The organism is Geomicrobium sp. JCM 19039 (assembly GCF_000698145.1).
Classification (GTDB): Bacteria; Bacillota; Bacilli; order Bacillales; family Marinococcaceae; genus Geomicrobium_A.
The window spans coordinates 1-25,066 of the sequence record NZ_BAXB01000032.1 but is presented as its reverse complement, the minus strand read 5'-3'; the positions used below and the strand labels follow the sequence as shown (position 1 = coordinate 25,066).

27 protein-coding genes and 2 pseudogenes are annotated in these 25,066 nt (G+C 45.5%); 10 read left to right on the top strand and 19 right to left on the bottom strand.

Annotated elements, in window-relative coordinates; all coding sequences use genetic code 11:
* Positions 1–16: 16 nt before the first annotated feature.
* The 6 genes from JCM19039_RS19445 to JCM19039_RS19420 all read right to left on the bottom strand — a co-directional run bounded on the left by JCM19039_RS19445 (position 17) and on the right by JCM19039_RS19420 (position 4,699).
* Positions 17–220 (bottom strand): hypothetical protein, encoded by a 204-nt coding sequence (locus JCM19039_RS19445; RefSeq protein WP_042430408.1) that lies wholly within the window; start codon positions 218–220, stop codon positions 17–19.
* The gene (locus tag JCM19039_RS19440) at positions 220–1,446 is read right to left on the bottom strand and encodes an MFS transporter (protein WP_042430404.1); all 1,227 of its coding nucleotides are present in this window, start codon (positions 1,444–1,446) and stop codon (positions 220–222) included. Before JCM19039_RS19440 ends, JCM19039_RS19445 begins: the two co-directional genes overlap by 1 nt.
* A 324-nt stretch (positions 1,447–1,770) precedes the next feature.
* Positions 1,771–2,850: a hypothetical protein gene (locus JCM19039_RS24635; protein WP_042430401.1), complete on the bottom strand. Its 1,080-nt coding sequence runs from the start codon at positions 2,848–2,850 to the stop codon at positions 1,771–1,773.
* Between the two features lie 114 nt (positions 2,851–2,964).
* A complete protein-coding gene (locus JCM19039_RS19430) occupies positions 2,965–3,414 on the bottom strand; it encodes an NUDIX domain-containing protein (RefSeq protein WP_042430398.1) in 450 nt (149 codons plus the stop codon).
* The gene (locus JCM19039_RS19425) at positions 3,407–3,997 is read right to left on the bottom strand and encodes a histidine phosphatase family protein (protein WP_042430395.1); all 591 of its coding nucleotides are present in this window, start codon (positions 3,995–3,997) and stop codon (positions 3,407–3,409) included. Before JCM19039_RS19425 ends, JCM19039_RS19430 begins: the two co-directional genes overlap by 8 nt.
* Positions 3,998–4,018: 21 nt before the next feature.
* The gene (locus tag JCM19039_RS19420) at positions 4,019–4,699 is read right to left on the bottom strand and encodes a copper homeostasis protein CutC (protein ID WP_052398967.1); all 681 of its coding nucleotides are present in this window, start codon (positions 4,697–4,699) and stop codon (positions 4,019–4,021) included.
* Positions 4,700–4,830: 131 nt separating this feature from the next.
* Between JCM19039_RS19420 and JCM19039_RS19415 the strand changes: the two genes are divergently transcribed.
* Positions 4,831–6,261, top strand: coding sequence for an amidohydrolase family protein (locus tag JCM19039_RS19415; protein WP_042430430.1), 1,431 nt, complete (start codon positions 4,831–4,833; stop codon positions 6,259–6,261).
* Positions 6,262–6,630: 369 nt separating this feature from the next.
* Here the strand turns inward: JCM19039_RS19415 and JCM19039_RS19410 are convergent, their stop codons facing one another.
* From JCM19039_RS19410 to JCM19039_RS19390, 5 genes are read right to left on the bottom strand one after another with little or no spacing between them, the layout of a single operon-like run.
* On the bottom strand, positions 6,631–7,272 hold the full coding sequence (locus JCM19039_RS19410) for a uridine kinase (RefSeq protein ID WP_042430389.1): 642 nt from the start codon (positions 7,270–7,272) through the stop codon (positions 6,631–6,633).
* A gap of 22 nt (positions 7,273–7,294) precedes the next feature.
* The gene (locus tag JCM19039_RS19405; protein ID WP_042430386.1) at positions 7,295–7,591 is read right to left on the bottom strand and encodes a MazG nucleotide pyrophosphohydrolase domain-containing protein; all 297 of its coding nucleotides are present in this window, start codon (positions 7,589–7,591) and stop codon (positions 7,295–7,297) included.
* Positions 7,588–8,079, bottom strand: coding sequence for a VanZ family protein (locus JCM19039_RS19400; protein ID WP_042430384.1), 492 nt, complete (start codon positions 8,077–8,079; stop codon positions 7,588–7,590). Before JCM19039_RS19400 ends, JCM19039_RS19405 begins: the two co-directional genes overlap by 4 nt.
* A gap of 12 nt (positions 8,080–8,091) precedes the next feature.
* On the bottom strand, positions 8,092–9,174 hold the full coding sequence (locus JCM19039_RS19395) for an SDR family oxidoreductase (protein WP_042430381.1): 1,083 nt from the start codon (positions 9,172–9,174) through the stop codon (positions 8,092–8,094).
* A 12-nt stretch (positions 9,175–9,186) separates the two neighbouring features.
* Positions 9,187–10,587 carry an aldehyde dehydrogenase gene (locus JCM19039_RS19390; RefSeq protein ID WP_042430379.1) on the bottom strand — a complete coding sequence of 467 codons (1,401 nt, stop codon included), beginning with the start codon at positions 10,585–10,587 and terminating at the stop codon, positions 9,187–9,189.
* A gap of 190 nt (positions 10,588–10,777) precedes the next feature.
* On the opposite strand from JCM19039_RS19390, the gene JCM19039_RS19385 reads away from it, so the two are divergent.
* Both JCM19039_RS19385 and JCM19039_RS27570 read left to right on the top strand, forming a co-directional pair.
* Positions 10,778–11,794, top strand: a complete 1,017-nt coding sequence (locus JCM19039_RS19385) for an SLC13 family permease (RefSeq protein ID WP_307190310.1) — start codon at positions 10,778–10,780, stop codon at positions 11,792–11,794.
* Positions 11,737–12,249, top strand: a complete 513-nt coding sequence (locus JCM19039_RS27570) for an SLC13 family permease (protein ID WP_307190309.1) — start codon at positions 11,737–11,739, stop codon at positions 12,247–12,249. The genes JCM19039_RS19385 and JCM19039_RS27570 overlap by 58 nt, the downstream gene beginning before the upstream one ends.
* Positions 12,250–12,565: 316 nt before the next feature.
* On the opposite strand, the gene JCM19039_RS19380 is transcribed toward JCM19039_RS27570, so the two are convergent.
* The 8 genes from JCM19039_RS19380 to JCM19039_RS22635 all read right to left on the bottom strand — a co-directional run bounded on the left by JCM19039_RS19380 (position 12,566) and on the right by JCM19039_RS22635 (position 18,427).
* The gene (locus JCM19039_RS19380) at positions 12,566–13,189 is read right to left on the bottom strand and encodes a response regulator transcription factor (protein ID WP_042430377.1); all 624 of its coding nucleotides are present in this window, start codon (positions 13,187–13,189) and stop codon (positions 12,566–12,568) included.
* Entirely contained in the window at positions 13,186–13,896 is a 711-nt protein-coding gene (locus tag JCM19039_RS19375; RefSeq protein WP_052398966.1) for a sensor histidine kinase, read from the bottom strand. Before JCM19039_RS19375 ends, JCM19039_RS19380 begins: the two co-directional genes overlap by 4 nt.
* Positions 13,883–14,242, bottom strand: coding sequence for a hypothetical protein (locus JCM19039_RS24020; RefSeq protein WP_052398965.1), 360 nt, complete (start codon positions 14,240–14,242; stop codon positions 13,883–13,885). The genes JCM19039_RS19375 and JCM19039_RS24020 overlap by 14 nt, the downstream gene beginning before the upstream one ends.
* Before the next feature lie 68 nt (positions 14,243–14,310).
* Entirely contained in the window at positions 14,311–14,622 is a 312-nt protein-coding gene (locus JCM19039_RS26010) for an ABC transporter permease (protein ID WP_238545157.1), read from the bottom strand.
* Entirely contained in the window at positions 14,523–14,996 is a 474-nt protein-coding gene (locus JCM19039_RS19370) for a hypothetical protein (protein WP_238545158.1), read from the bottom strand. The genes JCM19039_RS26010 and JCM19039_RS19370 overlap by 100 nt, the downstream gene beginning before the upstream one ends.
* Positions 14,993–15,721: an ABC transporter permease gene (locus JCM19039_RS19365; protein WP_042430374.1), complete on the bottom strand. Its 729-nt coding sequence runs from the start codon at positions 15,719–15,721 to the stop codon at positions 14,993–14,995. Before JCM19039_RS19365 ends, JCM19039_RS19370 begins: the two co-directional genes overlap by 4 nt.
* Positions 15,718–16,668, bottom strand: coding sequence for an ABC transporter ATP-binding protein (locus JCM19039_RS19360; protein WP_042430371.1), 951 nt, complete (start codon positions 16,666–16,668; stop codon positions 15,718–15,720). Before JCM19039_RS19360 ends, JCM19039_RS19365 begins: the two co-directional genes overlap by 4 nt.
* Positions 16,669–17,887: 1,219 nt before the next feature.
* Entirely contained in the window at positions 17,888–18,427 is a 540-nt protein-coding gene (locus tag JCM19039_RS22635; protein ID WP_052398964.1) for a hypothetical protein, read from the bottom strand.
* 165 nt (positions 18,428–18,592) lie between these two features.
* Between JCM19039_RS22635 and JCM19039_RS19350 the strand changes: the two genes are divergently transcribed.
* From JCM19039_RS19350 to JCM19039_RS19320, 7 genes and pseudogenes are all read left to right on the top strand, one after another.
* Positions 18,593–18,958 (top strand): VOC family protein, encoded by a 366-nt coding sequence (locus tag JCM19039_RS19350; RefSeq protein WP_042430368.1) that lies wholly within the window; start codon positions 18,593–18,595, stop codon positions 18,956–18,958.
* The gene (locus JCM19039_RS19345) at positions 18,955–19,521 is read left to right on the top strand and encodes a helix-turn-helix domain-containing protein (protein ID WP_042430367.1); all 567 of its coding nucleotides are present in this window, start codon (positions 18,955–18,957) and stop codon (positions 19,519–19,521) included. The genes JCM19039_RS19350 and JCM19039_RS19345 overlap by 4 nt, the downstream gene beginning before the upstream one ends.
* Positions 19,522–19,594: 73 nt before the next feature.
* Positions 19,595–20,286 (top strand): annotated as a pseudogene (locus JCM19039_RS19340) (response regulator).
* A gap of 12 nt (positions 20,287–20,298) precedes the next feature.
* A complete protein-coding gene (locus JCM19039_RS19335) occupies positions 20,299–21,351 on the top strand; it encodes a HAMP domain-containing sensor histidine kinase (RefSeq protein ID WP_042430366.1) in 1,053 nt (350 codons plus the stop codon).
* 95 nt (positions 21,352–21,446) lie between these two features.
* Positions 21,447–22,225: pseudogene (locus JCM19039_RS19330) on the top strand (ABC transporter ATP-binding protein).
* Complete coding sequence (locus JCM19039_RS19325) at positions 22,200–24,119, top strand: FtsX-like permease family protein (RefSeq protein WP_042430364.1); 1,920 nt, start codon at positions 22,200–22,202, stop codon at positions 24,117–24,119. The pseudogene JCM19039_RS19330 and the gene JCM19039_RS19325 overlap by 26 nt, the downstream one beginning before the upstream one ends.
* A gap of 97 nt (positions 24,120–24,216) precedes the next feature.
* Complete coding sequence (locus tag JCM19039_RS19320; protein WP_042430361.1) at positions 24,217–25,002, top strand: DUF1206 domain-containing protein; 786 nt, start codon at positions 24,217–24,219, stop codon at positions 25,000–25,002.
* Positions 25,003–25,066 lie beyond the last annotated feature (64 nt).

Sequence of the window (25,066 nt, the reverse complement as noted above, 5' to 3'; positions counted from 1 at the left end):
GGCAAATGTAGCCACATCAACTGCTTTTGTTATTGATTACGAAATTGATAATCCATAAACAGATGAGTTGAATTGGCACGAGCACCATACCTGTAATGCTTACCCAGCGTATATCGCCGGTAAGTATCGTGACCATTAACATTGCGAGAATACATGCACTACATGCAATCATGACGTTTATATAGAGGTTTCTCGGCAATGAACGAACCCATTCAACCATTACTGCTTCCCCCCTTCTTCTTGAAAGAACGACTTGCGTTTAGGCGCCAACACTGACATTGCAAATAGTACACTCATAACGAGCATAATGACAGCAAGTAGTACAATGATAAGTCGAAGTGATATGAGATCAGCAAAAACCCCAACACCGAGTATGAATCCAACATGGAGCACGCTTTGAATCAACTGAAAAATACTCGTCACCCTGCCCATCACTACGGTAGGAATGTTGTTTTGATAAAAAGTTAGGATGCCCGCATTCAAGAACACATTGAAAAAGCCTAATAGAATAAATCCGACACTAATCGACGTGAATGACCACGAAAACGCATAGATCACATATCCACACGCCGTCATGAAAATGCCGATTGCAATCATCAACCGAATTGATATCCGATTCGAAAAAATTGAGAGCGCCAACGCACCGACAACCGCACCGATCCCTGTAATACTAATGAGTAAAGTATAATCCACTTCGGAAAGACCAATAACTCGCTGAACAAACACGACTTCTTGTGCATCCATTGCAAATGTGAATGTCATAACGACAATAAATCCAAGATAAATGAAGGTCACATACCGGTGATTTGCCATGAATTCCTTTACGATAGCAAAATCACGGACGACTTGCCGCACTGTTAAGGATGGAATCGCTTCACGATTCATGTCTTCGGCTTTCGGTAGGAACAGCAAAAATAGAGCTGCTAATATAAAGAAGGCAGCATTCAGCCACAACGTCACTTCCACAGAACTTAAATAGATAAGCGTGCCGCCAAGAGCAGGCCCAATTATAAATGCGCTAGAATCACAAAACGAACGGATCGCATTAAATCGTTTTCTCTTTTCTTTGGGCACCGTCATCGCAATGTATGTCATTGATGCTGGTGTATGGAACGCTTGAGCTACACTTAAAATGACAAGTACCCCATAAATGACGACCATGTTCGGGGCAAGCGGAATCATAAATATGAACAACGCACGCAAAACATATGTAACGAGCATAATATTTTTCTTGCTACGATAATCTATAAAACTTCCTGTCCAAAACTTCGTAACGATATTTGTAAGCGGACCAATGATCCATAGCCCAGCTACAGCCGCCGCCGAACCTGTTAACTGTAGTACCATAATATTAATCGCTACTAAATAGACGAAGTTACCAACGCTTGAAATGCCGATTGCAAAAAGCAACAAGCTTGGGTTTTTCCACCCACTCGCTCCCGTCATGATGAATTCCCCTTCCTGCTATATATGAAAGGTTCTTCACCGACTTACCCGCCCCCTGCAAACGGCACATACGTTCATATTATTGTCGAAAACAATATGATAAAAGACACTGCCGAATGACAATGACTTCACTTAAAAAATCCCCTAATGAAAGCACCGACATAAACGGTCATTTCAACGAAAACCGAGAACCCATCTTGCTTCGTCGCTTTCTGTTTGACCCGACTCATGGTATCACCTCTATTTCATTGTTACCCAAAAACGAAAAAGAAAAAACATTCTAACTTTTTATGTAGAAAGGGAGAATCTCCCCTTCTTTTAATATTAAGCGATGCGAACGATGGACAACGCAGCCCCTTGCCCGCCTTGCAATATTGCAGCGCCGAGCAATCCAAATAGTTGTAGTGTAATCGTATCTCCTGCAGCTAAGGTCACAATGAAATTCGCTGATGCGTTCGTAAGCGCTACTGTTGGTGAGACAACCGACTGTGGAATTGCTACTCCGTTTTGCAGTACCCGAGAACTGACTAACACACCCGCAGTGAACCGTAAGCTATACGAAATCTGATACGTCCCCGCCTCACTGATCGTAAACTGTTCATTCGCAGCACCTACAGCAATGTTATTGAGTGACTGGTTGCTTGGCAACGGCACATTCGTACCGCCAAGAACAACCGCGATGGTAGGAGCGGTCGTATTGGCAGCAAACCCAAATGTCGTAGTTGGTGAAGGTCCTGTTCCTGTCGCTCCAGTAATTCCAGTGACACCAGTAACTCCCGTCGGGCCCGTCACCCCTGTAACACCGGTTGCTCCGGTTACTCCAGTAATGCCTGTTGCTCCCGTCACTCCAGTGATTCCAATGCCTGTCGCTCCAGTTAAGCCGGTTGCTCCGGTCACACCCGTGATGCCTGTTGCTCCCGTCACTCCAGTGATTCCAATGCCTGTCGCTCCGGTTAAGCCGGTTGCTCCAGTCACACCCGTGATGCCTGTCGCTCCCGTAACGCCTGTTACTCCGGTCACCCCAGTAATGCCGGTTGCTCCTGTTACTCCGGTTAAGCCTGTCGCTCCAGTGACCCCAGTCACACCTGTTGGTCCCGTCACACCAGTTGCTCCGGTTCCAGGGGCGCCTGTGGCACCTGTTGGGCCGGTTGCACCGGTAGGACCTGTCGGGCCGGTAGCGCCTGCTCCTGGACCCGTTGGGCCAGTTGGGCCAGTGATTCCCGTTATGCCCGTACCTGTCGGTTGTGTAGGAGACGTTGGGATTGTTGGACTCGTCGGGGTCGTTGGGGTCGTTGGAAATCCCCCATTTCTGCCACCCCGGACGATGCCTGGACCGTTGATTAGGTTGTTATTCACTTCAATTCCACGCCGACGGCGGCGATTGGATGGTCTTTCAAAGTTCATAAATGTGTACACCTCCAAAAAAGTAAATCCACACATAGCATATTCACATGAAGGAAAAAAGACACATTTTTGAGAACTATTATAGATTGCATTTTATGCACTTTTTGATGGCTTTTACAATTCACTACACAAATCAGAAACGTAAGATTTCGTATCGGCATGGGAAAGCGTCCCGACAAGTGTATGTTTCTTCACAAAGCGCACTCGCGTAATCTCTTGATCAACAGGTTGGAGTTGAGAAATCTTTCCTAAAAACTCGACAAGAAACATCGTCGTTTCTTGTTTCTCAAAGCCAATCTTTTCCTGAATTGACTTTTCAAATTCAAAACTGAGTAGCCGCTCAAATTGTTTATGGATTCGGTATTTTGTAGAACCAGTCTCTTCTTTTAGTTCCCGTAATAAGGCGCTCTCAAGGTCAGCATCCCACGCCTCCACGCCGCCTTTCACAAAATCCCACGTTGAAGCAATTGTTTGTTTGCCGAGCGTTGTATTGATGTTTGATTTATAAACGAGCAAATAGTTGTCCTGTTGATAAATAATTGCACCCACTGCTTTTCTAATCATTGTTCACCACACCTATGTACCCCAACTGCTCGTTCAACTCAAAGCGAGTTATCGTTGAGTGATGGATAAATGGAGGATCCCAAAACTGTTCTAGCGAATTCCCTTTCGCCATTTGCAGTAAAGTTTTTATGACAATCGCATGCGTAACAATAAGAATGTTTTCTGAAACGTGTTTAATTGCTTCCAAAATTAACGCCACTCTCGTTCTTACGTCTGCAAAATGTTCACCATGAACAGGTGTAAACGTATGAGGGGTATTCCAAAATGCAAATGATTGTTCCGGGTACTTCTCATTAATTTCTGCATGAGTTTGCCCTTCCCACTCACCCATGTTCATTTCTTTTAGACGTTCATCATACTGAACTGGGGCAAGGTGGTCGCCTCTAACAATTTGAGCGGTTGTACGCGTTCTCAGGCTTGGGCTAGAGTAAATCGCATCCAGACTTAAACGAGCTAATTGCCCTTGCATACGCTTTGCACTTTCCACGCCGTTAGTCGTAAGTTCCGAGTCCGACCATCCTTGCATTCTGTGCTCACGGTTCCATACCGTCTCCCCGTGTCTCATGATATACAGTGTTGGCATATTGATCGATCCTTTACTCCATTATTCGCATAACGCGCTAAGCTGTTGCACCTGTTCTAGTTCAAGCGGTTGGTTGAACGAACGATCCACCCTTGCTGCGGTACCAATCTGATAGTATTTCGCATAGAGAAATTGATGAATGTACGCTAAGTTATCACCAGTAATGCCTGAACAAGGCATAATGACCGGCCCTCTTCGCTCCCATGACTGAGCCATCATCTCCCGTAAGACGAGCAGTGCGTCTTCAGCTTTCGGTCTACCTCCAGATGTGAGCACATGGGTGACAAATTCTTTATAGTCACAAATTGTATCGTACGCTTCGTGGATGTCTACCGTATTATCGATCGCGCGATTAAATGTTAGTTTCATCCCCTTCGTTACGGGGATGATCTTCTCTAGAAATGCCCGATCTACATGACCACTTGAGGTTAGCGCACCAACGACGATACCATCTACACCACCAAGCTCAGCAATTTCTTTGACCGTCTGTGCGATCTTCACTTGTTCCTTATCACAATATGTAAACGAACCTCCGCTCGGACGAATCATTACCCTTACTGGCACACCCACCGTGTTTATAACGCTTTCGATAACTCCAATATCAGGGGTTCTACCGCCTTCATTCATCGACGTCGCTAGTGCCAACCGCGATGCGCCACCCTCTTCGGCAACTTGTGCATCCGTTTCGTTCAGAACAACCATTTCCAGTGCGATACCAACCGCCTCCTCTTTTTATAGAGTCTAGCATACGTTCCATAAGCACTGTTAGAATTAACCCTCTTTTCTGACATATTTTTACGTTATAATGAATTAAAAAGGAGTGAATCACGTTGATGACTGGAGATTATTTATTTGAACACGCGCTGGTGATTACGATGGAAGGTACAGGTTTAGGCATCATTGCTGACGGGGCAGTTTGTGTAAAAGAAGATAAAATTGTCGCAGTAGGTGAAACCGCTGAAGTAAAAAAATCATATACCGCACATCGTGTGATCTCTGCGCACAATAAGGTGATAATGCCAGGGCTTATTGACGCTCATATGCATAGTGGGCTTGGCATCCTTCGCGGTGTTGCTCAAGACACCCACCATTGGATGGAAAAAGGGCTTTGGCCGTTTATGCAATTTCTCACTGGCGAACAACGCACCGCTGGTTCACTCGTGAACCTTATTGAAGCGGTGAAAGCAGGAACAACGACGATTTGCGACTATGATGGAGGCATGACAGATATTGTCAAAAACCATGTTCAACTCGGTACGCGCGCTCGCGTGTGTGACATGATTAATGAAATGACAGAGTCTAAGAGTGAGGAGCGCGAAGTCGGCGAATTGTATGCATTTGACCCTGCCGTTGGTGAGCGTAAGCGACAGTCCAACGTAGAGTTGTTTGAACAATACCACGAAACAGAAAACGGGAGAATTACGTGCCTTTTTGGTCCGCAAGGCCCGGATATGATGTCGCTAGAACTGCTACTCGACATTCAATCGCTAGCAGAAAAATATAATACGGGGCTTCACATGCACGTTGCACAAGGCGATCGTGAAATCGATCAGATGCTTTTGCGTTACGGAAAACGAAGCATTCCATACTTAGAAGAACATGGGTTTTTAAACGAGCGTTTAATGGCTGTACACTTAACTGAAGCAACCGCAAAAGAAACGAAAACCGTCGCCTCCTCTGGTGCAGCAATGATCCTTTGCTCAGGTAGCATCGGCATTATTGATGGGATTGTTCCGCCAGCGAAAGAATTCTTAGAGACGAGCGACCGCTTCGCCCTTGGCTCTGATCAAGCCCCAGGAAACAATTGCAACAACATGTTTAACGAGATGAAATTCACATCAATCTTAAATAAATGCAAATACCAAGACCCAACATTATTTCCAGCTTGGCAAATGGTAAAAGCAACGACGATTAACGCAGCAAAGGCCATCGGTATGGACAATGAAATCGGATCCTTAACGCCGGGGAAAAAAGCGGACCTGATTATGCTCGACCTCCACTCTCCCGCACTCTTTCCACGCATCAACGGCCCTATTCGTAACATCGTGCCGAACCTCGTGTTCTCGGCAAGCGGGCAAGAAGTCGAATTTGTGATGATTGATGGCAACGTGGTTGTTGAAGACCGGGTCGTGCAAACCGTCGATGAAAAAGAAGCGATGAGAAACGGTCAAAAACACGCCGACCAACTTGCCGCCTCCGCACGAAAGATTAGCGGAAAGCTAGATACACCGCTTGCTGGCATGATGAAGGACGGCTTGCTTTAAAATGAGCTAAAGACCGGGGAATGATGGAAATTATTTATATAGTATGAACGTAACATTTTCCACATTTGCGCTGTTGGGGGTGGGGTTGGAAGGGTAGCGCTGTGCTAGGTGAGTCATTTTGTGCGCGAGTTTCCCCCATCTGCGCGCAAGTTTGCGCTTTTCACTGATTTTAGCGCCGATTTCGCCAAACTCCTGCGCAGTTTGTTCCAACTTGCGCGTAGATTCCAGGATGAAGTGCCAACGACACGTCGGCCCCAGCGGGGCCGAAGCCAAATCGGACTCGGTTCGGCGCGGCTCGCGCCGACAGCTTACTGGCTCTTTACACCAAGAGCTGCCCGGATCACATTCTCCAATCAAAGAGGAATTCTATTACCTAACGTCATGTTTCTCTACGACCCAGTCCTCATCCGAATTCCTTACTACGATATCGAAATGCTCACGGTACGGGTGCATAAACAATTCGTACTGAATGCGCCGTTGATGATGGGATTGATCCAAAAACTCATAGGTGCTGCCTCGTTCGGAGACGTCACGAACGCCTCTTCTCGCGAGCTCTGTCGCTTCGTCTGTATAAAAATAGATGAGGATGTCGTAAAGATCCAGATTTGTAAACGCGACACTCATGCCTTCAACGATGCTTACGTTTGCCTCTGATGTGATGAGCGTGCTCGGCATGTAATGAGTGTCCAACGTTTTAAAGGGAATGCCTTCTCGAATCTGGACAACGTCTCGCTCTAATGCCAACGTGTGGTGGGCATCCGGGTGACACGCCGTCATTTTAAACTGATGTTGCGCGTCCTTATACTCATACGCAATGGTTGCATATTTGCGGACGGCTGAACTGATGATATACGGATCGGTATTAAGATAGTCCACGCTCGTGCCAAGTCTCTCCACGAGTTGCTCGGCAAATGTCGTCTTGCCAGAAGCACCGTGACCGGAAATACCGATGACTGACCGACCCTCCCTCTTATTCATATATTGCACAACGTCTCCAACAAGCTTTTCCACCCGTGACCTCCATACTTGGACGTTACCATTCCCGCCCATGATTGATTTTCATTTTTTCTTCAAACGATTTCGTTAAATCAATGTCATGACGATTGGCAATCTCAACAGCATTCCAGATCACATCAAATAACTCGTGACCTAGATTCTCACGAATGTCTGTTTTTTTGTCTTCACCGGCGAACTGAAGTTTTAGAAGCGCATCACTCACTTCCCCCACTTCACTCATCAAATAGAGGTAGCGCTGTTCATCCGTCACATCTTCGAATCCCTTTTCTTTACAAAAATCTCGTACATATTGTTGAAAATGCCCCAAGTTCATCGTTTTCCCCCTCTTTTTCGATAAAACTGTATGGCAATCACGAGACCAATAACGACCCCGATTGTATCTAGAAGTACATCTTGCCACATCCCACTTCGGTCTGGATGAAAGGCTTGTCTCGTTTCATCAAACGTTGCAACGCCAACACCGATGAGCATCGTAATTGAAGTACTTTTCATTGTTGTCCAACCGATCCCTTTAAAAAGTCGGTAGACGAGAAACGCGAGCACGGCAAAGACCACAACGTGCGTCCCTTTGCGGACAAAAAATTCAATAAACCCTGCCGCGCCTAACGCTTCAATGCTAATCACACTTGCTCCATATGTAAACGACACCCACCCAAACGTTTGACTGAACAACCCTAGACCAGGAAGGCTGGCAAGTAAAGGCCGAATATCTTGCGTCTCATAAGACATCGTAGAGCTAACAAAAATCAATGCTAGCACCACCACGAGTGGGAGAATGAATCGTAGCCTATTTCGCTTCATCGTCTCCCCCCGTTATCGTTGAATATGCTTGTCTCGATCGTTTTTATGCTCGTGATAATAGTGAACCAACGCACCGACCGTCTCATTAAATGGAGTGCATACAATTCCACTGCCCTGTAAATCACGCTCCGCTTGCTCGGTATCGTAATTGGCGTCGACCGCCGCATAAGCAAGTGCTTCTTTTTCCACTCGAAAATACTTCTCTAACGGTTTAGATAAACGGTTGCCAGCTAGCTTTGAAGCGATTCCCGCTTTTGGCGCCTTGCCTAAATAAGCTTCAGAAAGCATGTGAAATACTTCGCGCATACTAAACGGATTCGGGTCGGTAAGATGATACGTTTTGCCTGTTCCAACATCCTTATGCCCTAAATACACGGCCGCTCGGACGACGTAGTCAACCGGCACAAAATTCCCTTTCGCTTCGCTACTTGCAACGAGAGGTACACGTGGCAAACGAAGCTGCCGGAAACGCTCCAAAATGTTCAAATAAAAATACACACCGTCGAACTTTGCCGTCTCTCCGGTCACAGAATCACCACGCACGATACCAGGCCGTATGATTGTTGCAGGAATCGTTTTGCTCACTTCTTCCACAAGGACTTCAGCGTCGTATTTCGTTTTTTCATAATGATTTTTGAAGGATTGACCTCGAACGAGTTCCCTCTCTAAAATCGTACCTCTCCGGTCGCCTGAAACGTAGGCAGTGCTAAAATACACATACCGTTTCAGCTGCTTAACATCTTCTGTCCAACGATTAACGTTACGAGTTCCATCCACATTCACGGCTTCAGCTTGTTTCTTTTTCACAGCCAAGTCGTAGATGGCAGCAAGGTGGAACACATGCGTAACCGAACGTTTTAAATTATGCGAAAGCTCCCGTGTCCATTCGAAGTCTCGTTTCGTAATATCTCCTTCAACGATCGTCACTTGGTTTTCAAAGAGCAAAAGCGACTCGGCAGCCGCTTTTGCCCGTTCCTTCATATCAGGAAGCACGAGTAAATAGAGATGGTCCACGTGCTCCGTACGAATGATCTCTTTTACAATTCTGCTCGCAATAAATCCAGGATAACCCGTTATCAAATACGTATTGCCCATCTGTTCGCCTCCTTATTTCAGGAACTTCTTAATCAGACCGAGCTTGTTTTTGTACGGTGGGTACATAAACGACACTTTCACTTTTGAACTTCGCTTCGAAATGCTTTTCTTATGGCTAAACGTCTCAAAACTATACACCCCGTGATAATTACCCATACCCGAATCACCGACACCACCGAACGGCAAATGCGGATTTGCGACATGCATGATCGTATCGTTCACACAACCACCCCCAAATGACGCCCGCGCCATCACATCATCTTGAAGACCGTCATCTTCGGAGAAGAAATAAAAAGCAAGCGGCTTTGGCAACTGTTGAAACTCTCGAAGTTCAACATCTAAGTCTTGATACGTGAGAATCGGCAAGATCGGACCAAAAATTTCATCTTCCATCGACTTTGCGCCTTTCCGTGATGGCAAGTCAAGCAACGTCGGCTCGATATAACGATCCCCTCGCTCAGTTGTACCTCCGTAGATAATATGGTCTGCGTCCTCATGAATGAGCGAAGCAAGTCGGTCAAAATGACCGTCATTCACAATCCGGCCATAATCGGCATTATGCTGAATATCGGTCCCATAAAAAGCTTCAATTCGCTTCTTCATAAGCAAAACCAGCTTTTCTTTTACATCCTCATGAACGAGCACATAATCAGGCGCAATACACGTTTGACCGTTGTTTAGCAGCTTCCCCCACACAATTCGTTCTGCCGCTCGCTTCAAATTCGCATCTCGGTGGACGACCGCTGGGCTTTTTCCACCGAGCTCCAACGTAACGGGGGTGAGGTTTTTCGCCGCCGCTTCCATAACAATTTTGCCGACAGCTGTACTGCCTGTGAAAAAAATATAGTCGAATGGGGCATGGATAAGAGAAGCATTCGTCTCAACGCCACCTTCAATCACGCGGATGTACTCTTTGTAGAAAATCTTTTCCACCATGCTTTTTACGAGTCGACTCGTTGCCGGCGTATGCTCAGACGTCTTCAACACCGCACAGTTTCCTGACGCAATTGCACCAATTAACGGCTCAATTAACAATTGAAACGGGTAATTAAAGGGGCCAATAATAAGCACAGTTCCGTACGGTTCGTGCACGACGTAGTTTTTGGACGGCTGCATAAACGCCGGTGTTCTTACTTTTTCAGGCTTTGCCCATTTCGGCAGTTGCTGAATGGCTTCTTCAATATCTGTAAGGACGATGCCAATCTCTGTCGAGTACGTTTCAAACTGGTTTTTGCCAAGGTCAAGTTGTAGCGCTTCATAGATTTCTTCTTCTTGATTTTGAATGATTTTCTTTAATTTCTTTAGCTGTTCTAATCGAAAATCTATACTTTTCGTTGCACCCGAGTAGAAAAATTGTTGATGTTCTTTCAATACTTCTTCAGCTTCACCTTGGGTTTTGAGATCCGCTTGCATGACAGGCCTCCTCTGTTAGTATTTATCACAATTAAAAATTCCACTAAAAAGATGTTGATTTCTTTAAAACAATACATTATGATCTTCTCATGCTTGAAGATTTACTATTCAATGAAAACGTTTTCAGTGAACATGAACTACCAACATTGTAACATGAACCGATCGTTTGAATCGAAGAAAGAGGTGCTCTATGAACGAGACAACAAACCCACCATCCTCCAGCTATTCTAAGCGAAATAGGATTGGCTTATTTTTAGGTCCAGCTTTATTCTTACTTACATATTTCCTTATTCCTGATAGCATAATGGGCCATGAGCCCCGCGTCGTTCTTGCGGTCACGATGCTCGTCGCGACATTCTGGATTACAGAAGCCATCCCGATGGCAGCTGCTTCCCTCGTGCCGATTGTGCTTATCCCTGTCCTTCAAGGAGCAGAAATGGGAACGATTGCTTCCGCTTACGCTAACCCGGTTATTTTCATGTACGCCGGTGGTTTCGTTATTGCCATCGCCATTGAAAAGTGGAATTTGCACCGCCGTATTGCACTGGGTATTATCGGAATGATCGGTTCACAAAGCCAACGAATCATTCTCGGTATTATTATCTCGACAGCTGCCATTTCAATGTTTGTATCGAACGCGGCCACTGCTCTCATGATGCTTCCCGTTGCGGTTGCCCTCATTAAAGAAGTGAAGGACAAGCAAATCTTAAGCGGAGATAACTTGCGATCATTTTCAAAAAGCATCTTGCTCTCCGTCGCTTATGCCGCGACCATTGGTGGTCTAGCAACAATCGTCGCAGCCGTTCCAAATGCTGTTCTTGCCGGAATTGCCTATGAACAATTAGGTCGAACCGTTACCTTTGTTGAATGGTTCATGTTCGCAGGGCCTGTTGCCCTTCTCATGCTTGTCATTCTCTACTTTTACCTTACGAGAATCGCCTTTAAAATTACGAAAAATGATGAAGAAGGCAACACAGGAAACATCGATTTTATTAAAGAAGAAAAGAAAAAACTTGGCAAATTTAATTACAACGAGTTTATGGTATCCATTGCCTTCGGTCTAACCGTTCTTCTATGGGTAACATTACCGTTTATTGAAGACCTTGATTTCATTCATACGGATCCGTCGCTGTGTTTGGAGCTTTGCTATTGTTCTTTATTCCAAGTAACAAAAAAGGCGAACGTATTCTTGAATGGCAAGATATGACCCGCCTCCCTTGGGGCGTACTTATCCTCTTCGGTGGGGGTATGGCGATCGCCGCCGGGTTTAGTTCGTCTGGACTAAACGAACATATCGGAGACTTGCTCGGCATGCTTCAAGGGCTTGAAGTATTCTTTATCATCTTGCTCTTAGTCGTCATCGTACTTGCGATTACAGAAATCTTATCCAACACTGCCGTTGCCAACCTTGTTCTGCCACTTACACTCGGGATGGGACTCGCACTCGGCATCGATCCATTGCCACTTATGGCTGCCGCTGCACTTTCGGCTGGGTCTTGTTACATGCTGCCCGTTGCAACACCACCGAACACAGCCGTATTCAGTGCCGGTTATCTCGAAATTGGCGATATGGCTAAAGCCGGTGTTTGGCTTAACCTTGCATCCATCGTCATCATCACACTCGCTGTCTACTACTGGATGCCTGTTGTATTCGGATTATAAAACAGAAAAACGAGACCCGTTCGGGTCTCGTTTTTGTTGTATGAGGGGATTTTTGTGCATTTACGTTTAAATCTGGCATGGATCCCAACGTAAAAAGACTCTACGGGGGGATTCATTCCTTTCATGTAGGGATTTTCATGTTAATTATTCATTCTTACTATCGAAATCGCCACGTAAGACTCTGAAATTCTCCCTCCAAAGTAGACACCTAAAAAGTGAAAACATTGAGGGAGAATTTTTGGCAAGAAAATTGAAAGTAGAGTGGGACGGCTTAAACATGAAAACCTCATAATGCGAGCGTAAGGCGCGCCCACCTTCACCCCTGCCTCCGGAGCTTCCAATAATGAATGGCGAGCTGCGTTCGATCTCTTAGCTCCATTTTATCTAAAATGACGGAAAGTGTATTTCTCACTGTTCCAACGCTTAAGTACAAAGATTCAGCAATCTCTTGATTGGATAATCCTTGGGCAATCGCCTGGACAATCTCGTTTTCCCGCACTGTGAGTTGAGTAAACGATTCGCCAACTGCTCGTTTAGGCCCGATAATCTCTCTAAGTACATCGTTGTCTAACACCGAACTACCAGCGGCAACCGCACGGACTTGTTGAGCCATCTGATCGACGGGTGTTGATTTTAAAATATAACCAACCGCGCCAGCGTTTAGAGCAAGGCGAATGTTCTGTTCATCTTTAAACGTAGTAAGCATCATAATTCGCACATTGGACCATAACAATTTCACGTGTTCTGTGCATGTAATTCCATCCATATTCGGCATACGAATATCCATGAGAATCACATCGGGCACGTCCACCCTACAATGAGCGATCGCTTCCTCCCCATCAGCAGCAACACTCACAACCTCAATATCAGACTCTTTACTTAGCAAGAGTTGCAAGCTTTGTCGAACGAGCGGATCATCATCAACGAGCAAGAGCTTCACAGTTTATCCTCCTCTAACGGCAAGATACAAACGATCAAGTATCCATCAGTCACATTTACGGATACGCTACCTCCAAAAGAACGTGCGCGCAACTTCAAATTACGGATCCCACTTCCTTCAGCCGCTGGCTCTGTACCACGACCATCATCTTGAATACTTAACCTTACGAAACGCTCCGTCACATCGAGCTGAACATTAACACGTGTCGCATCACTATGGCGAGACACGTTGGTGAGCGCTTCTTTTAAACACGGTTCAAGCAAACTCCAAAAATGAATCGGCACTTGTTCTGTGTTGCCAGTCTTTTGGAACGAAACCGGAATACGAGGATACTCTGCCGTAATTTGTTCTAAACGATCGGCACCTATTCTTGTCACCGGGGTCATGTCGTGAACGGTGTCTCTTAGCATTACTGTGCTTCTTTCAACCCTCTGCCTCACTTCGTTTAACATGTCTTTCGCTTGTTGCCCTTCAAGTTGCTCATATGCCTGTAACGCCAGGTTGGCTCCCGTTAAGTCATGACCGACATGGTCATGTAGATCCCTGGCAATACGATTTCTCTCCGTCACTTCTGCAAGGTGTGCGGCATCACGACTCGCCTTTAACAATTCTTCTTTTACTGCCTCTAACTCATAACGAGCTTTTCGCTCCTGATCTGCTTCTTTTAACGATTCCGCACGCTGTACATCCGCTTCACCAGTCCACACTCCAAAAAGACCTGCTTGGAACAGAAACCATAATAAGAATAAAGAGTCCAATTGATAGACGACTAAAATGAACATAACAATTATCACATATCGATATTTTTTTCCGCCTCATCATTTCAAATGCGGGCAGTAAAAGACCGTATGCACTGCTATCCCAAAAAGGAATAAACACCACACATAGTAAAAGGTCAATCATGATTGTCCAATCAGGCAGTTCAATTCGCCAACGTAGGCTGATCAGAACGGCAAAGATGAGTACGAACAGAAAGCCACTTAAATCAACACCTTGCCCAATCCATAACGCAATTAAGAAAAAGATATTCATAAAGCGCCAAACATTGACCATTCGCATCACCCCTTTGCTGAATACTATAACCAGTCTAACCCCCCAGCTCAATAGCTGCGGGGTTAAGCCTAACCAATTTTTCGAACACTGCCGATGATCAAAAAGAACATCCCATAGAGCATTAAGACGCTGTAGATGAGAAGAAGATCCACTGTATTCTCCCCTAATACAATCCACTCAATGCCTTCTACAAACCAATATGTCGGGAAGATTACAGCTACTTTTTGGAAGGTGTCGGGTAACATTTCTACAGGAAAAATTACGCCTCCCAATATTGCCATTAGCGTAATGACGGACATAAACACAAGAAATGACGATTCTTTGCTTCGATAAAACGAGTTCCAAGCGAGGCTAATGCTAACCGATGTGAACGTAAACACCGTATACAACAGGAGCAAATGCCATGGATCGTGGAGCTCATGTCCATAAAGGATCCCCCATAAATGAAGATAGCGTTTTGCACGAACATAATGATGGCAAATGCAAGTAAGTTTTGCCATAAGTATTGAAAGTGAGAAACTGGTGCAGCGGCAAGCCTTTTGACGACTCCTTTTTGCCGATCGTCAAGCATAATGCCCGTAAGACGAATGCTCACAAATAACATCAACACCCCAAAGTACTGATAACCAAGTGGAAGCAATGGCCAATATTGTTGGTCGGGCAGAAAGATCGCAGCTACGGGAAACAGTGTCAAAAATAGAATGTTCGTTCGATCTCTTAACGTGCGTTTAAGCGCGAAGGTAAAAATTGTCATGGCATTCGCCTCCGACCAATCAGGAATAGTGCAATTGAGACAAGTACAATAATTCCAAAGAGAAGGCCTGAATCTACGATCGCTTCCGTCGTTAAACCACTCCGCATATTATCAATGGAAGAATAGGCAAGCGTAATCGGATTCACGTATTCATTAAACCCATGAATGAGCGAATTGTCTGGCATCGGGAAGAACATGCCGGCTAGTAAAATGAGCCCTACACCGTAAATCTCACTTATTCGTTCAGCAATTTTAAAGTTACGCACCGAGAAGGTGAACACGAGACAAAGAATACTTGATAACGCGGACATGAGTGTAATGACTAGCATTGACCATGCAAAATTCCCCCAGTTCACGTCCCAAATAAAGGTCGTGTACCCAATGAGGATGGCACCTAGAACGATTGAATAGAGGATGCCGGCTAACATAATCGTGAAGGCGTAAAGCGTTGTATTCATCGGTAACGAACGTAGTCGATATTTGTACTCTGAGAAGAGATCACCATGCACGTAGTTCATCGTTACTGCTCCGCCAAATAACTGAAAAGCGAGTACGAGCAAAACAACCGTCTCATTTCTCAACAACGTATCACTTCCAGGTGCATCTCCAAGTACGATCGAAAACACTGTGACGAGCACAATCGGTATGACGAGCAATAGTAGCATCGTAAGCCAATCACGGCTCATTCGCAGTCCAATAAATCGAATCGTAACAAGCTCTCTCATTCCCGCTCATCCTCCCCGTCTCTGAGCTGTTTCCCAGTAAGTGTGAGAAACACATCTTCAAGATTCGGCTTTTCCGTTTGGATACCGACCACTCCGGTCGTTTCTTTCACAATGGAAAGCACACGATCCAGATTGCCAGCACCAACGCTAGATATAATTTGAATCGTAGAGCCTTGCATATGAATGCGTTTTACTCCATCAAGTTTTTCAAGGCGTGGAATCGGGACATTTGTTACGTCATTTACATCAATGAGGATTTTTTCTTCATGCTGAATATTTTTAGTTAGCTCTTCCACTGAGCCTGCTGTTATAATTTGACCTTGGTCCATAATGACAACTCGACTAGCAATGGCCTGCACTTCTTCCATGTAATGTGTTGTATACAGAATTGTCGTACCTTGATCTCTCAACTTCTTCACAGCCTCCAGAATGTGATTTCTCGACTGAGGATCAATCCCTACCGTTGGCTCATCCATGACGAGAAATTTCGGGCGATGAGTTAGGGCACAAGCAATATTTAACCTTCGCATCATGCCCCCAGAGAATTTATTGGGTGACTGCTTCGCCTTTGAAGAGAGTCCGACAAACGCTAACGCCTCTTGCACCCTCTTTTTCTTATCTTCTCCTTTAAGTCCATACACCCCGGCGAAAAATTCGAGATTTTCTTTCGCTGTAAGTTCATGAAACACCGTTAGATCCTGGGTGACAAGCCCCATCTTCTCCTTATTTTTATTATGAAAAACTTTACCTCCTTCTCCAAAAAGATGAATCGTTCCTTGGTCAATAGGAATAATGCCCATCAGCCCGTGAATGAGCGTTGTTTTACCTGCACCGTTCGGACCGAGAAGCCCGACAATCTCACCTTCATGGATTTCCAGATCAATATAATCAAGTACGATTTGATTTTTGTACCGTTTTACAATTCCTTTCATCGACGCGATCGTCATCCAAATCACCATCCATTCGTTATTATCTGTATTATGATGGGATTGACATACATTGAGTAGTTACATTTGTCATTAAAAAAAGGATACTATGTTTCACATAGCGATTGCATCCATTGTCATCACAGTCGCTGTTTACTACTGGATACCCGATGTATGAGGGATTTTTGCGTATTCAATTAAAAATTTGGCACTAATCCCCTCATAGGACTCTCTACGGGGACGGCTTAAACATGAGAACCTCAAGGTGTGGCAAAGGTTCGTTCGGTTTCTGCGCACGAATCAAATTGGTATATACTGGGATTTTTCGATCTATTTATGTTTCACTAAAGATAATCATTGTTTCTTCAGGATGTAACTGCAGCTAACCCTCCGTACCATTCGCTCGGCGCAAAAAATTCTGTGACCCTTTTCTGTCACAAAGACTAATGAGACCTCGGCATGAGTCATGCCGAGGTCCTTTCAGTGTATCTTCGGCACCTAGGGTGCCGATGGTTGCTAGCTCTAGAGGTTTATATGAATAAACAATCTCGATGTTCGGTATAGAAACGAACGTCCATAGATCGCCCAGTATGAGGTGAACTGCGGCGTTCTAATGTGATCTATCTACGTTGAACGAAAAACATGCACTGAACCGTATGACCGAGATCGGTCTTTACATGCAAACGCCTTCCTATTGTCTGTTCAAGTGCATCTCACTTCGTTACCGATCGTTGTTCGTCACTGCACGGGTTGCGGGGCAACACGGAAAACGTTTGCCGAAAGGTAAAAAGACGTGACCGATGGTCACCACCTGTCGCAAGCGTGTGTTGACCTGTCACGTATGTGACAATCTAGCCCTTAAACCGGGCACTTTCGGCCCTCAACGGTCACATAGATCGCGATTTGTGACCGTTGACTCCGTTTATGTGCGCATTCACGTTTAAAATCATGATTTTTCTTTCTCAAGTGTCACAAAAATGAATATATGGGGCATTTGGGCTTCTTTCCACACACCGAAGCGGCGAGGAATGCAAAGAAAACACGGTGAAGATGTTTCGCCACCGATGTCGCCCTTCTGCTCTGGAGTGTCAAGAAAATGTTAAGTTCACTCTATATAGCTAGCACGGTACCTTACCTATTATTTTCATCAGTTGCAAGCCAGTTTATCCAGTGAAGTTTTTATTCCGCCACGTACACAAGCAAAAAAAGCTGACACCCAAAGTGCCAGCTTCCTCTCTCATTATGCTGTTTTTGATACGTTTACAGTAACGTCAGTTAACGTCGCAGCATTAACGCTATTAAGCACAATCGTTGATGGCACTGTCGTCACTGTAACAGTAGCCGAACCCGTTAATGTTGCTGGACTTGTTCCAGCTGTCGTGCTTCCAGGAACTACAGCAGCATCTTGGAGAATCTGTAGGCCAACTGCGTCACCGACAGTGAGACCTGTTGCAACTGCAGTATACGTGACCGAATACGTGCCAGGCTCGTTAAGAACGATCGCCGCATCCCCAGGCGTATGGCTAATCGCTGTTCCAATAAGTGTTGTATTTGTATCGAGTGGTACATCTCCACCTGCCGCTACCGTTGCTGTTGTCGTATTAAATACACCAAAGCTAATGTCCCCAGGTATGGTTGGTACGGTCGGTGTTGTCGGAACGGTTGGGGACGTTGGAATGATTCCTGAACCAACAACGCCCGGCCCATTAATGAGGTTGTTATTAATTTCGATTCCATTCTCACAATGTCTAAAATGACGAGAATTAAAATTGTTTTCCATCTCATTCACCTCCTGCGTGTTCTGTATATCTTACTCAGAACGATAGAAGGTGACTTTACCAATGACCTAGTACATATGCGGAAATTAATTTTCTGAATATTGTTGACTTCCGAAAATATACTAGATATACTTTCGATATTAAATCGTTCTCATGGAGGGATACGAATGTTTACTTCTGGCTTTACAATTTGGTATAACGTCACAAATGTGGAACAAACACTCAAGTTTTATACAGAAAGTCTAGGTTTTAAATTAGATTTTCATGATGCTGACAACGGTATGGCGAGTGTTCATACGAATACACCCGACTGCTTTATTGGCTTTTCAGAAGCCACCGACGTGATTCCGTCAAAAGCTTCTGCGGTTTTTGAAGTAACGAACATTGAAGAAACAGTCCTCAAGCTCAAAGAGACCGGCATTTCTTTCACGAGTGACGTGACAACAATCCCTGGGTTAGTTAAACTTGCTACGTTTAAAGATCCTGACGGTCATGACCTTGAATTGTCACAAACATTAAACGGAGCCGAATGAAACCCGAAGTCCGCATCGTCACAATTTCCAAACAACTTTCCGGTCGTTGGACGCTCCCGATTCTCCTGCACATTCGTACCGAAGGCGATCGCTTTTCACCTTTACAAAAACGATTGCAAATCTCGCCATCTCGGTTAAGTAGCAATTTGCAGTCACTTATTAATGAAGGAGTTTTGCACCATATCCGAGCCGAAGACCGCCATCACCCGTTGTTCCCAGAATACACGTTGACGGATAAAGGGCGATTTTTAAAAGAAGCCGCACACATCCTCTCAGCCTCAGAGCAACAGCTTAACGTTGGCTCACTGTCACAAAAAGCATGGAATTGGCCCATTCTTATGGCCATCCATCATCATTGCTCTCGCTTTAACGAAATTCGCGGACTGCTTCATACGGCAACACCGCGAATTCTTTCCACTCGCCTCCAAGAATTGAAAGAAATCAACATCGTCTCAAAAACCGTCGTTCTTCACCCTACACCCGCATCTAGCTACACATTAAGTCAAGAAGCTGCGCCAATACTTCGAACCGCAAACGAAGACTTGTTATCAATTATTGATTAACCTAGGTGCCCCCTTTGCCCGTCCCCCGTCAATTTGGTACGATACAAGAAAAACGACGACGGGGGACGTGGCGATGTATTCCATTTACATAGTCGAAGATGATGCGAAAATTGCTGGCATTTTGCATGACCATTTGAGCCGCTATGGGTATACGGTGTACCAGGCAACAGAGCTGGACAACATCAAGCAAGAGTTTGGGGGATTGGACCCTGACCTCGTGCTATTGGATATTAATTTGCCATATTTTGATGGATTTCATTGGTGTAGGCAAATTCGCACGCAATCAAACGTACCGGTAATTTTCATTTCCGCACGTACCGATGAAATGAACCAAGTGATGGCCATTGAAAACGGTGGGGATGATTACATTGCGAAACCCTTTTCTTTGGATGTAGTGACAGCGAAGATTAAAAGTGCTTTGCGGCGCGCCTACGGAGAATATGCGACCCATCCTCAAGATGGGCACAAGAAAGAACTTCAAGGTCTAACGATTTTCATGGAAAAGAACGAAGTGAGTTTCCATGGTCAATGGATTGAATTGTCGAAAAAAGAATTCTATCTTTTATCGCGGTTGGTTGAACAACATGATCGGATTGTAAGCAGAGATGATTGCTTGAGGCACTTTGGGATGAGGTTGATTTTGTGGACGACAACACACTGTCAGTCAATGTGAATCGTGTACGTCGTCGGTTGCAAGAGATCGGAATTCATGATGCCATTCAAACGGTACGTGGCCAAGGCTACCGGTTGAATGTGAACTGGTAACGGAGGTGTGAGATGATACGAGATTATTTATATGACCGCATCCCTTTGATCCTGCTCTTTTACGGCAACAGCTTCCTCATTATTCTCGTCGCTGTTCTCACTATCCATTTTGCTGATGCCGACAGTGTTGCAACGAATATGATTTACTTGCTCGTCCTCACGACCTTTTTCTTGCTTATTGGATTGGTCATTGATTTTATGAGAAGAAAGGCACTGCTAAAAAGAATCGCGAAGATGAAAAACCAACCGTACATTTCAGATGAAGCGAGAAAGCTTTCTGTCACGCCAGCGCCTAATAATGAAACGGCCCACCTTCTCACGTTGATACAGCGTGCCGAGGATCACTTCGAGCAGCAGATTGAGACGTATGACGCCGAACGTCGGCAGCATGACGTCTTTATAAATCAGTGGGTACACCATATGAAAACACCGATGAGCGTCATTTCATTGCTCACGCAAGAAGGAAAAAATCAGTTTAACGATGCTAGAGTGAAAGAATTATTAAATGACATCCACGATGAGAACGACCGGTTCCGGCACGGACTGGAACTGATGCTCCACCTCGCTCGCCTTGATCACTTTTCCCTCGACCTGCATGCGGAGCAAGTTGATTTGCACCTTATTGTGCGTGATGTGATCAACGAAGAGAAACGGCAATTTATTCGTAAAAAACTCTATCCTGAAGTCACGATCGCCGCTGATGAACCGATGGTGTACAGCGATTCAAAGTGGCTGCGCGTCATCTTACATCAGCTACTGCTCAACGCGCTTCGGTACTCTCATGCAAACGAAGGAAACAAAATTCACTTTCACGTATCCAGAACGGGCGAAAATACGACGCTGTTCGTTGAAGATCACGGGATTGGCATTCCCGCCCATGACACGCCACGAATCTTTGAACCTTTTTATACGGGAGACAACGGTCGAAAGAAGTCGGAGTCGACAGGTATGGGGCTCTATTTGGCACGGACGATCGCCTCCAAACTCGGGCACTCACTTACTGCCGAATCGACGGAAGGGGAAGGGACGACGATGCGTCTTGAGTTCCAAACAAGAACATTGTGACAAGTTTGTAAGATACGTTGCAAGAAGAATCGATGGGAGGCGGTGTGCTCCTCTCCTATACTACACATATGATCCCAGCTAAAGGAGAGGCTAGCATGCAGATTTTACAAGTGCAAGGACTCGGAAAGACGTATTATCCAAAAAGGAAGGGTTATCGTATCGAGCGCTCAGCCATTTTGACCTGACGGTGAACAAGAGTGAATTCGTTGGTGTGATGGGCCCTTCAGGTAGCGGAAAAACGACGCTTTTGAACTTACTTGCCACCATCGATCAACCAACCGCCGGAACGATGTTGATTAGTGGGACAGATCCAACGAATTTAAGTGATAACAAACTGGCGATTTTTCGGCGAAAGCAACTTGGATTTGTGTTCCAAGACTTTAACCTTTTGGATACACTTACCGTTCGCGAGAACATACTGTTGCCCCTCGCACTTGATCGTGTTTCCAAACGTACGATGACCGACCGGTTGGAGAATGTCGCTTCACAACTTGGCATTACCGACATTCTCGATAAACGTGTGACTGAAATTTCAGGGGGACAACAGCAACGAACGGCTTGCGCTCGTGCGGTTATTCATGAGCCAACGCTCGTACTTGCTGATGAACCGACGGGAAATCTCGACTCTAAAGCGGCAAGAAACGTAATGGATACGCTATCCACGATGAATCAAAAACAAGAGGCGACAATCTTAATGGTGACCCACGATGCAACGGCTGCGAGCTATTGTGACCGCATCGTATTTATTAAGGATGGGCATTTCTTCACAGAAATTCGCAAAGGCGAACGTCAACAAACGTTCTATCAAAAAATCTTGGATACGCTCTCCGTACTTGGAGGTGACTTCCATGACCCTTCGCCTTCTCGCTCGTAGGAACATTACTGGTAATGCCCAACGGTACGCGGCGTATTTCCTCAGTTGTGTGTTCGCCGTATCGATCTTCTTTATTTATGCACAATTCATCTTTCATCCGGATGTGATGAGTGGCGACATTCGTAGCGCTGACGCCGTTCGGACCGGGATGATAATGGCACAAGTCATTATCGTGTTGTTCTCCATCTTTTTTATCGCCTACTCGAATCGGGCGTTTTTACAAACGCGCTCAAAAGAGTTTGGCCTGTTATCACTGTTTGGTACGAGCAAATCTCAGCTTAGAAAGCTCATTTATATTGAGCAAACGATCACGTCTGTGTTAGCCATCGGGGCAGGGCTTGCTCTTGGAACGTTATTTTCGTATCTATTCCTATTGCTCATGTCTTCGATGATGAACATGGATGTACCGATTGAGTTTCAACTCGTCCCATCGGCGTACGCATTGACAGCCGTAGGCTTCCTAATACTGTTCCAGACTCTTACACTTCTATCTTTTCAGCGAATTCGGAAGTTGTCTGTTCAAGACTTGTTAAGAGATGCTCAAAAGCCGAAGGTGATGCCGAAATCGTCGATCGTTCTCTCGATTCTCGGTGTGTTGTCGCTCGTAGCAGGATACGTGATTGCGGCGACAGCGACGGCTATGACGGCTGTGTTTTTGATACCGATCATTTTGTTTTTTGTCGTTTTTGGTTCGTATTTGTTGTTCCGACAAGGAACTGTGGCGGTGTATAAACGGTTATACAAACGTCCTTCGCTATACCACGGCACAAACCTTGTGACGCGAACGAACATTTTATTTCGTCTGAAGGATTATGCGAACATGTTGTTTTTGACGTCAACGATTATCGCTGTCGTGTTAACGGCATCGGGAACGGTCTATTTAACGTATGATTTCTTTAATCGAATTGCTGTTGGTCAACTATCTACGTCCGTTGCATGGCTGGAATTCGACGATGATACTGAACCGATTCTTGAACAAGAGCGAGCAGAACAAATCATTTCTGATTACGGAACCGACGTCGTATATACGGTCGATATGGAACTGCTCACTACACAGTTTGCGGTTGGGGATACAGAAACGTCATCGGTGATCCTCAAGGAAAGTGATTACAATACGGTCGCAGAACAGCGGGGTGAGGATGCTGTTTCACTCGCGGAAGACGAAGTGTTTATCACATCACCGTTAATTGAGAATACGCCGGGGAATCCGCTAGAAACGGTCGAGGAGATTCAGCTATTCGGAGAATCTTTTGATGTGACCGATCGGGGAGCACAGGCGATTGTTGCTACTGTAGATGCCGGTTTCGTGCAAACGGTCGTATCAGACGCGGTGTATGAGCGATGGAACGAAGCAGATGAGGTTGAGCGTGCGCACGCCTACGGCTATGAATTCGAAGATTGGCAAGATCAAATTGACGTGAGCAACGCTCTTCGTGACGCCGGGAGCACGGATGTGAATCACTATTTCATCCAAGCAGCTGCCCCAGACTATCAAGCGACGCAACAAGCATTTTCCTTAACACTATTTATCGGCTTATTCGTCAGCTTGCTCTTCTTTATCGTGCAAGGCAGTATGCTGTACTTGAAACTATTTACCGAACTCGGCGAAACGAAGAAACAATTGCATTCTTTACATCGAATGGGCATTACTCGTAAAGAAGCCGGCAAGATACTTGGTTCCAAAATCCGTTTCTTGTTCTTTGTGCCCTACGCCGTCGGAACGCTGCACGCCTCGTTTGCGTTTCTCATGTTAAACAGCATCTTAGAAGGCATGGGTGGAACCGCATTGCTTTGGAACAGCTTGCTCGTCATCACACTAGGAGCCGCACTCCAATACGGCTATTACATCATAACGAAGCTGTATTATTTACGCGCAGCATTTCGAAGCGAATAAACCGGGACCATAATTCCTTTGGAATTGTGGTCTTTTTCCATTAAACCCTCTTCTATTTTTTCATTTCTTTGATATATATGTACAAGAGGTGAGGCAGATGATTTCCTGGGTCGATCGTTTCGCACGGTTAGGTTACATGTGTCAAGGAACGGTATTCATCCTTATTGGCATTCTTGCCTTCATGGCAGCCGCCGGCGTCGGCGGTGACACCGAAAACACAACGGGCGCCTTGCATTCATTAGCAAAATTTCCATTTGGTCAATTTCTACTCTTTGCCATCGGTACTGGCCTCATTGGGTTCATCATGCTCATGTGTTTAAAAACGTTTAAAGATATCGACCGTAACGGAACCGCTGTAGGTGGGTTAGTACAGCGTGGGAGTCACCTATTAAGCGCAGGCATTTACACATTTGTCGCTGTGCAAGCTTTCCGCATCACGATGAGCCAAAACACAAATAGCGAATATAGCGAGTCCACCGTGTCATCATACTTGCTCGCTCAGCCGTTTGGCGCTATCGTCGTCGTGATTATTGGCCTCATCATTATTGCCACGGGCCTATTTCAAGTCTATTCCGGGCTCAAAGAACGTCATATGGACGGCTTTAAAGTATACGAAATGACCCCAAAAGAACAACATTTCGCAGCCATCACTGGTAAAATCGGCTTCAGTGCTCGCGGCATCATTTTCGTCATTATCGGCTACTTCTTCACCATCACCGCCATCCGTTCTAACCCCGATGAAGCCCAAGGTTTCGATGACGCCCTCGCCACCTTACAAGACCAGCCGTTCGGCGGTTTCTGGCTCGGCATCGTCGCCGTCGGTGTCATCGCCTTCGGCATTTATGCGTTCGTCCGTGCGCATTATGAGCATATTCGGCTGTAGCGGCGGGGTAGGGGGAGCCGCAGAGAGCTGGGGGGAGCTCATTTATGTGACCATCCGTGCCACT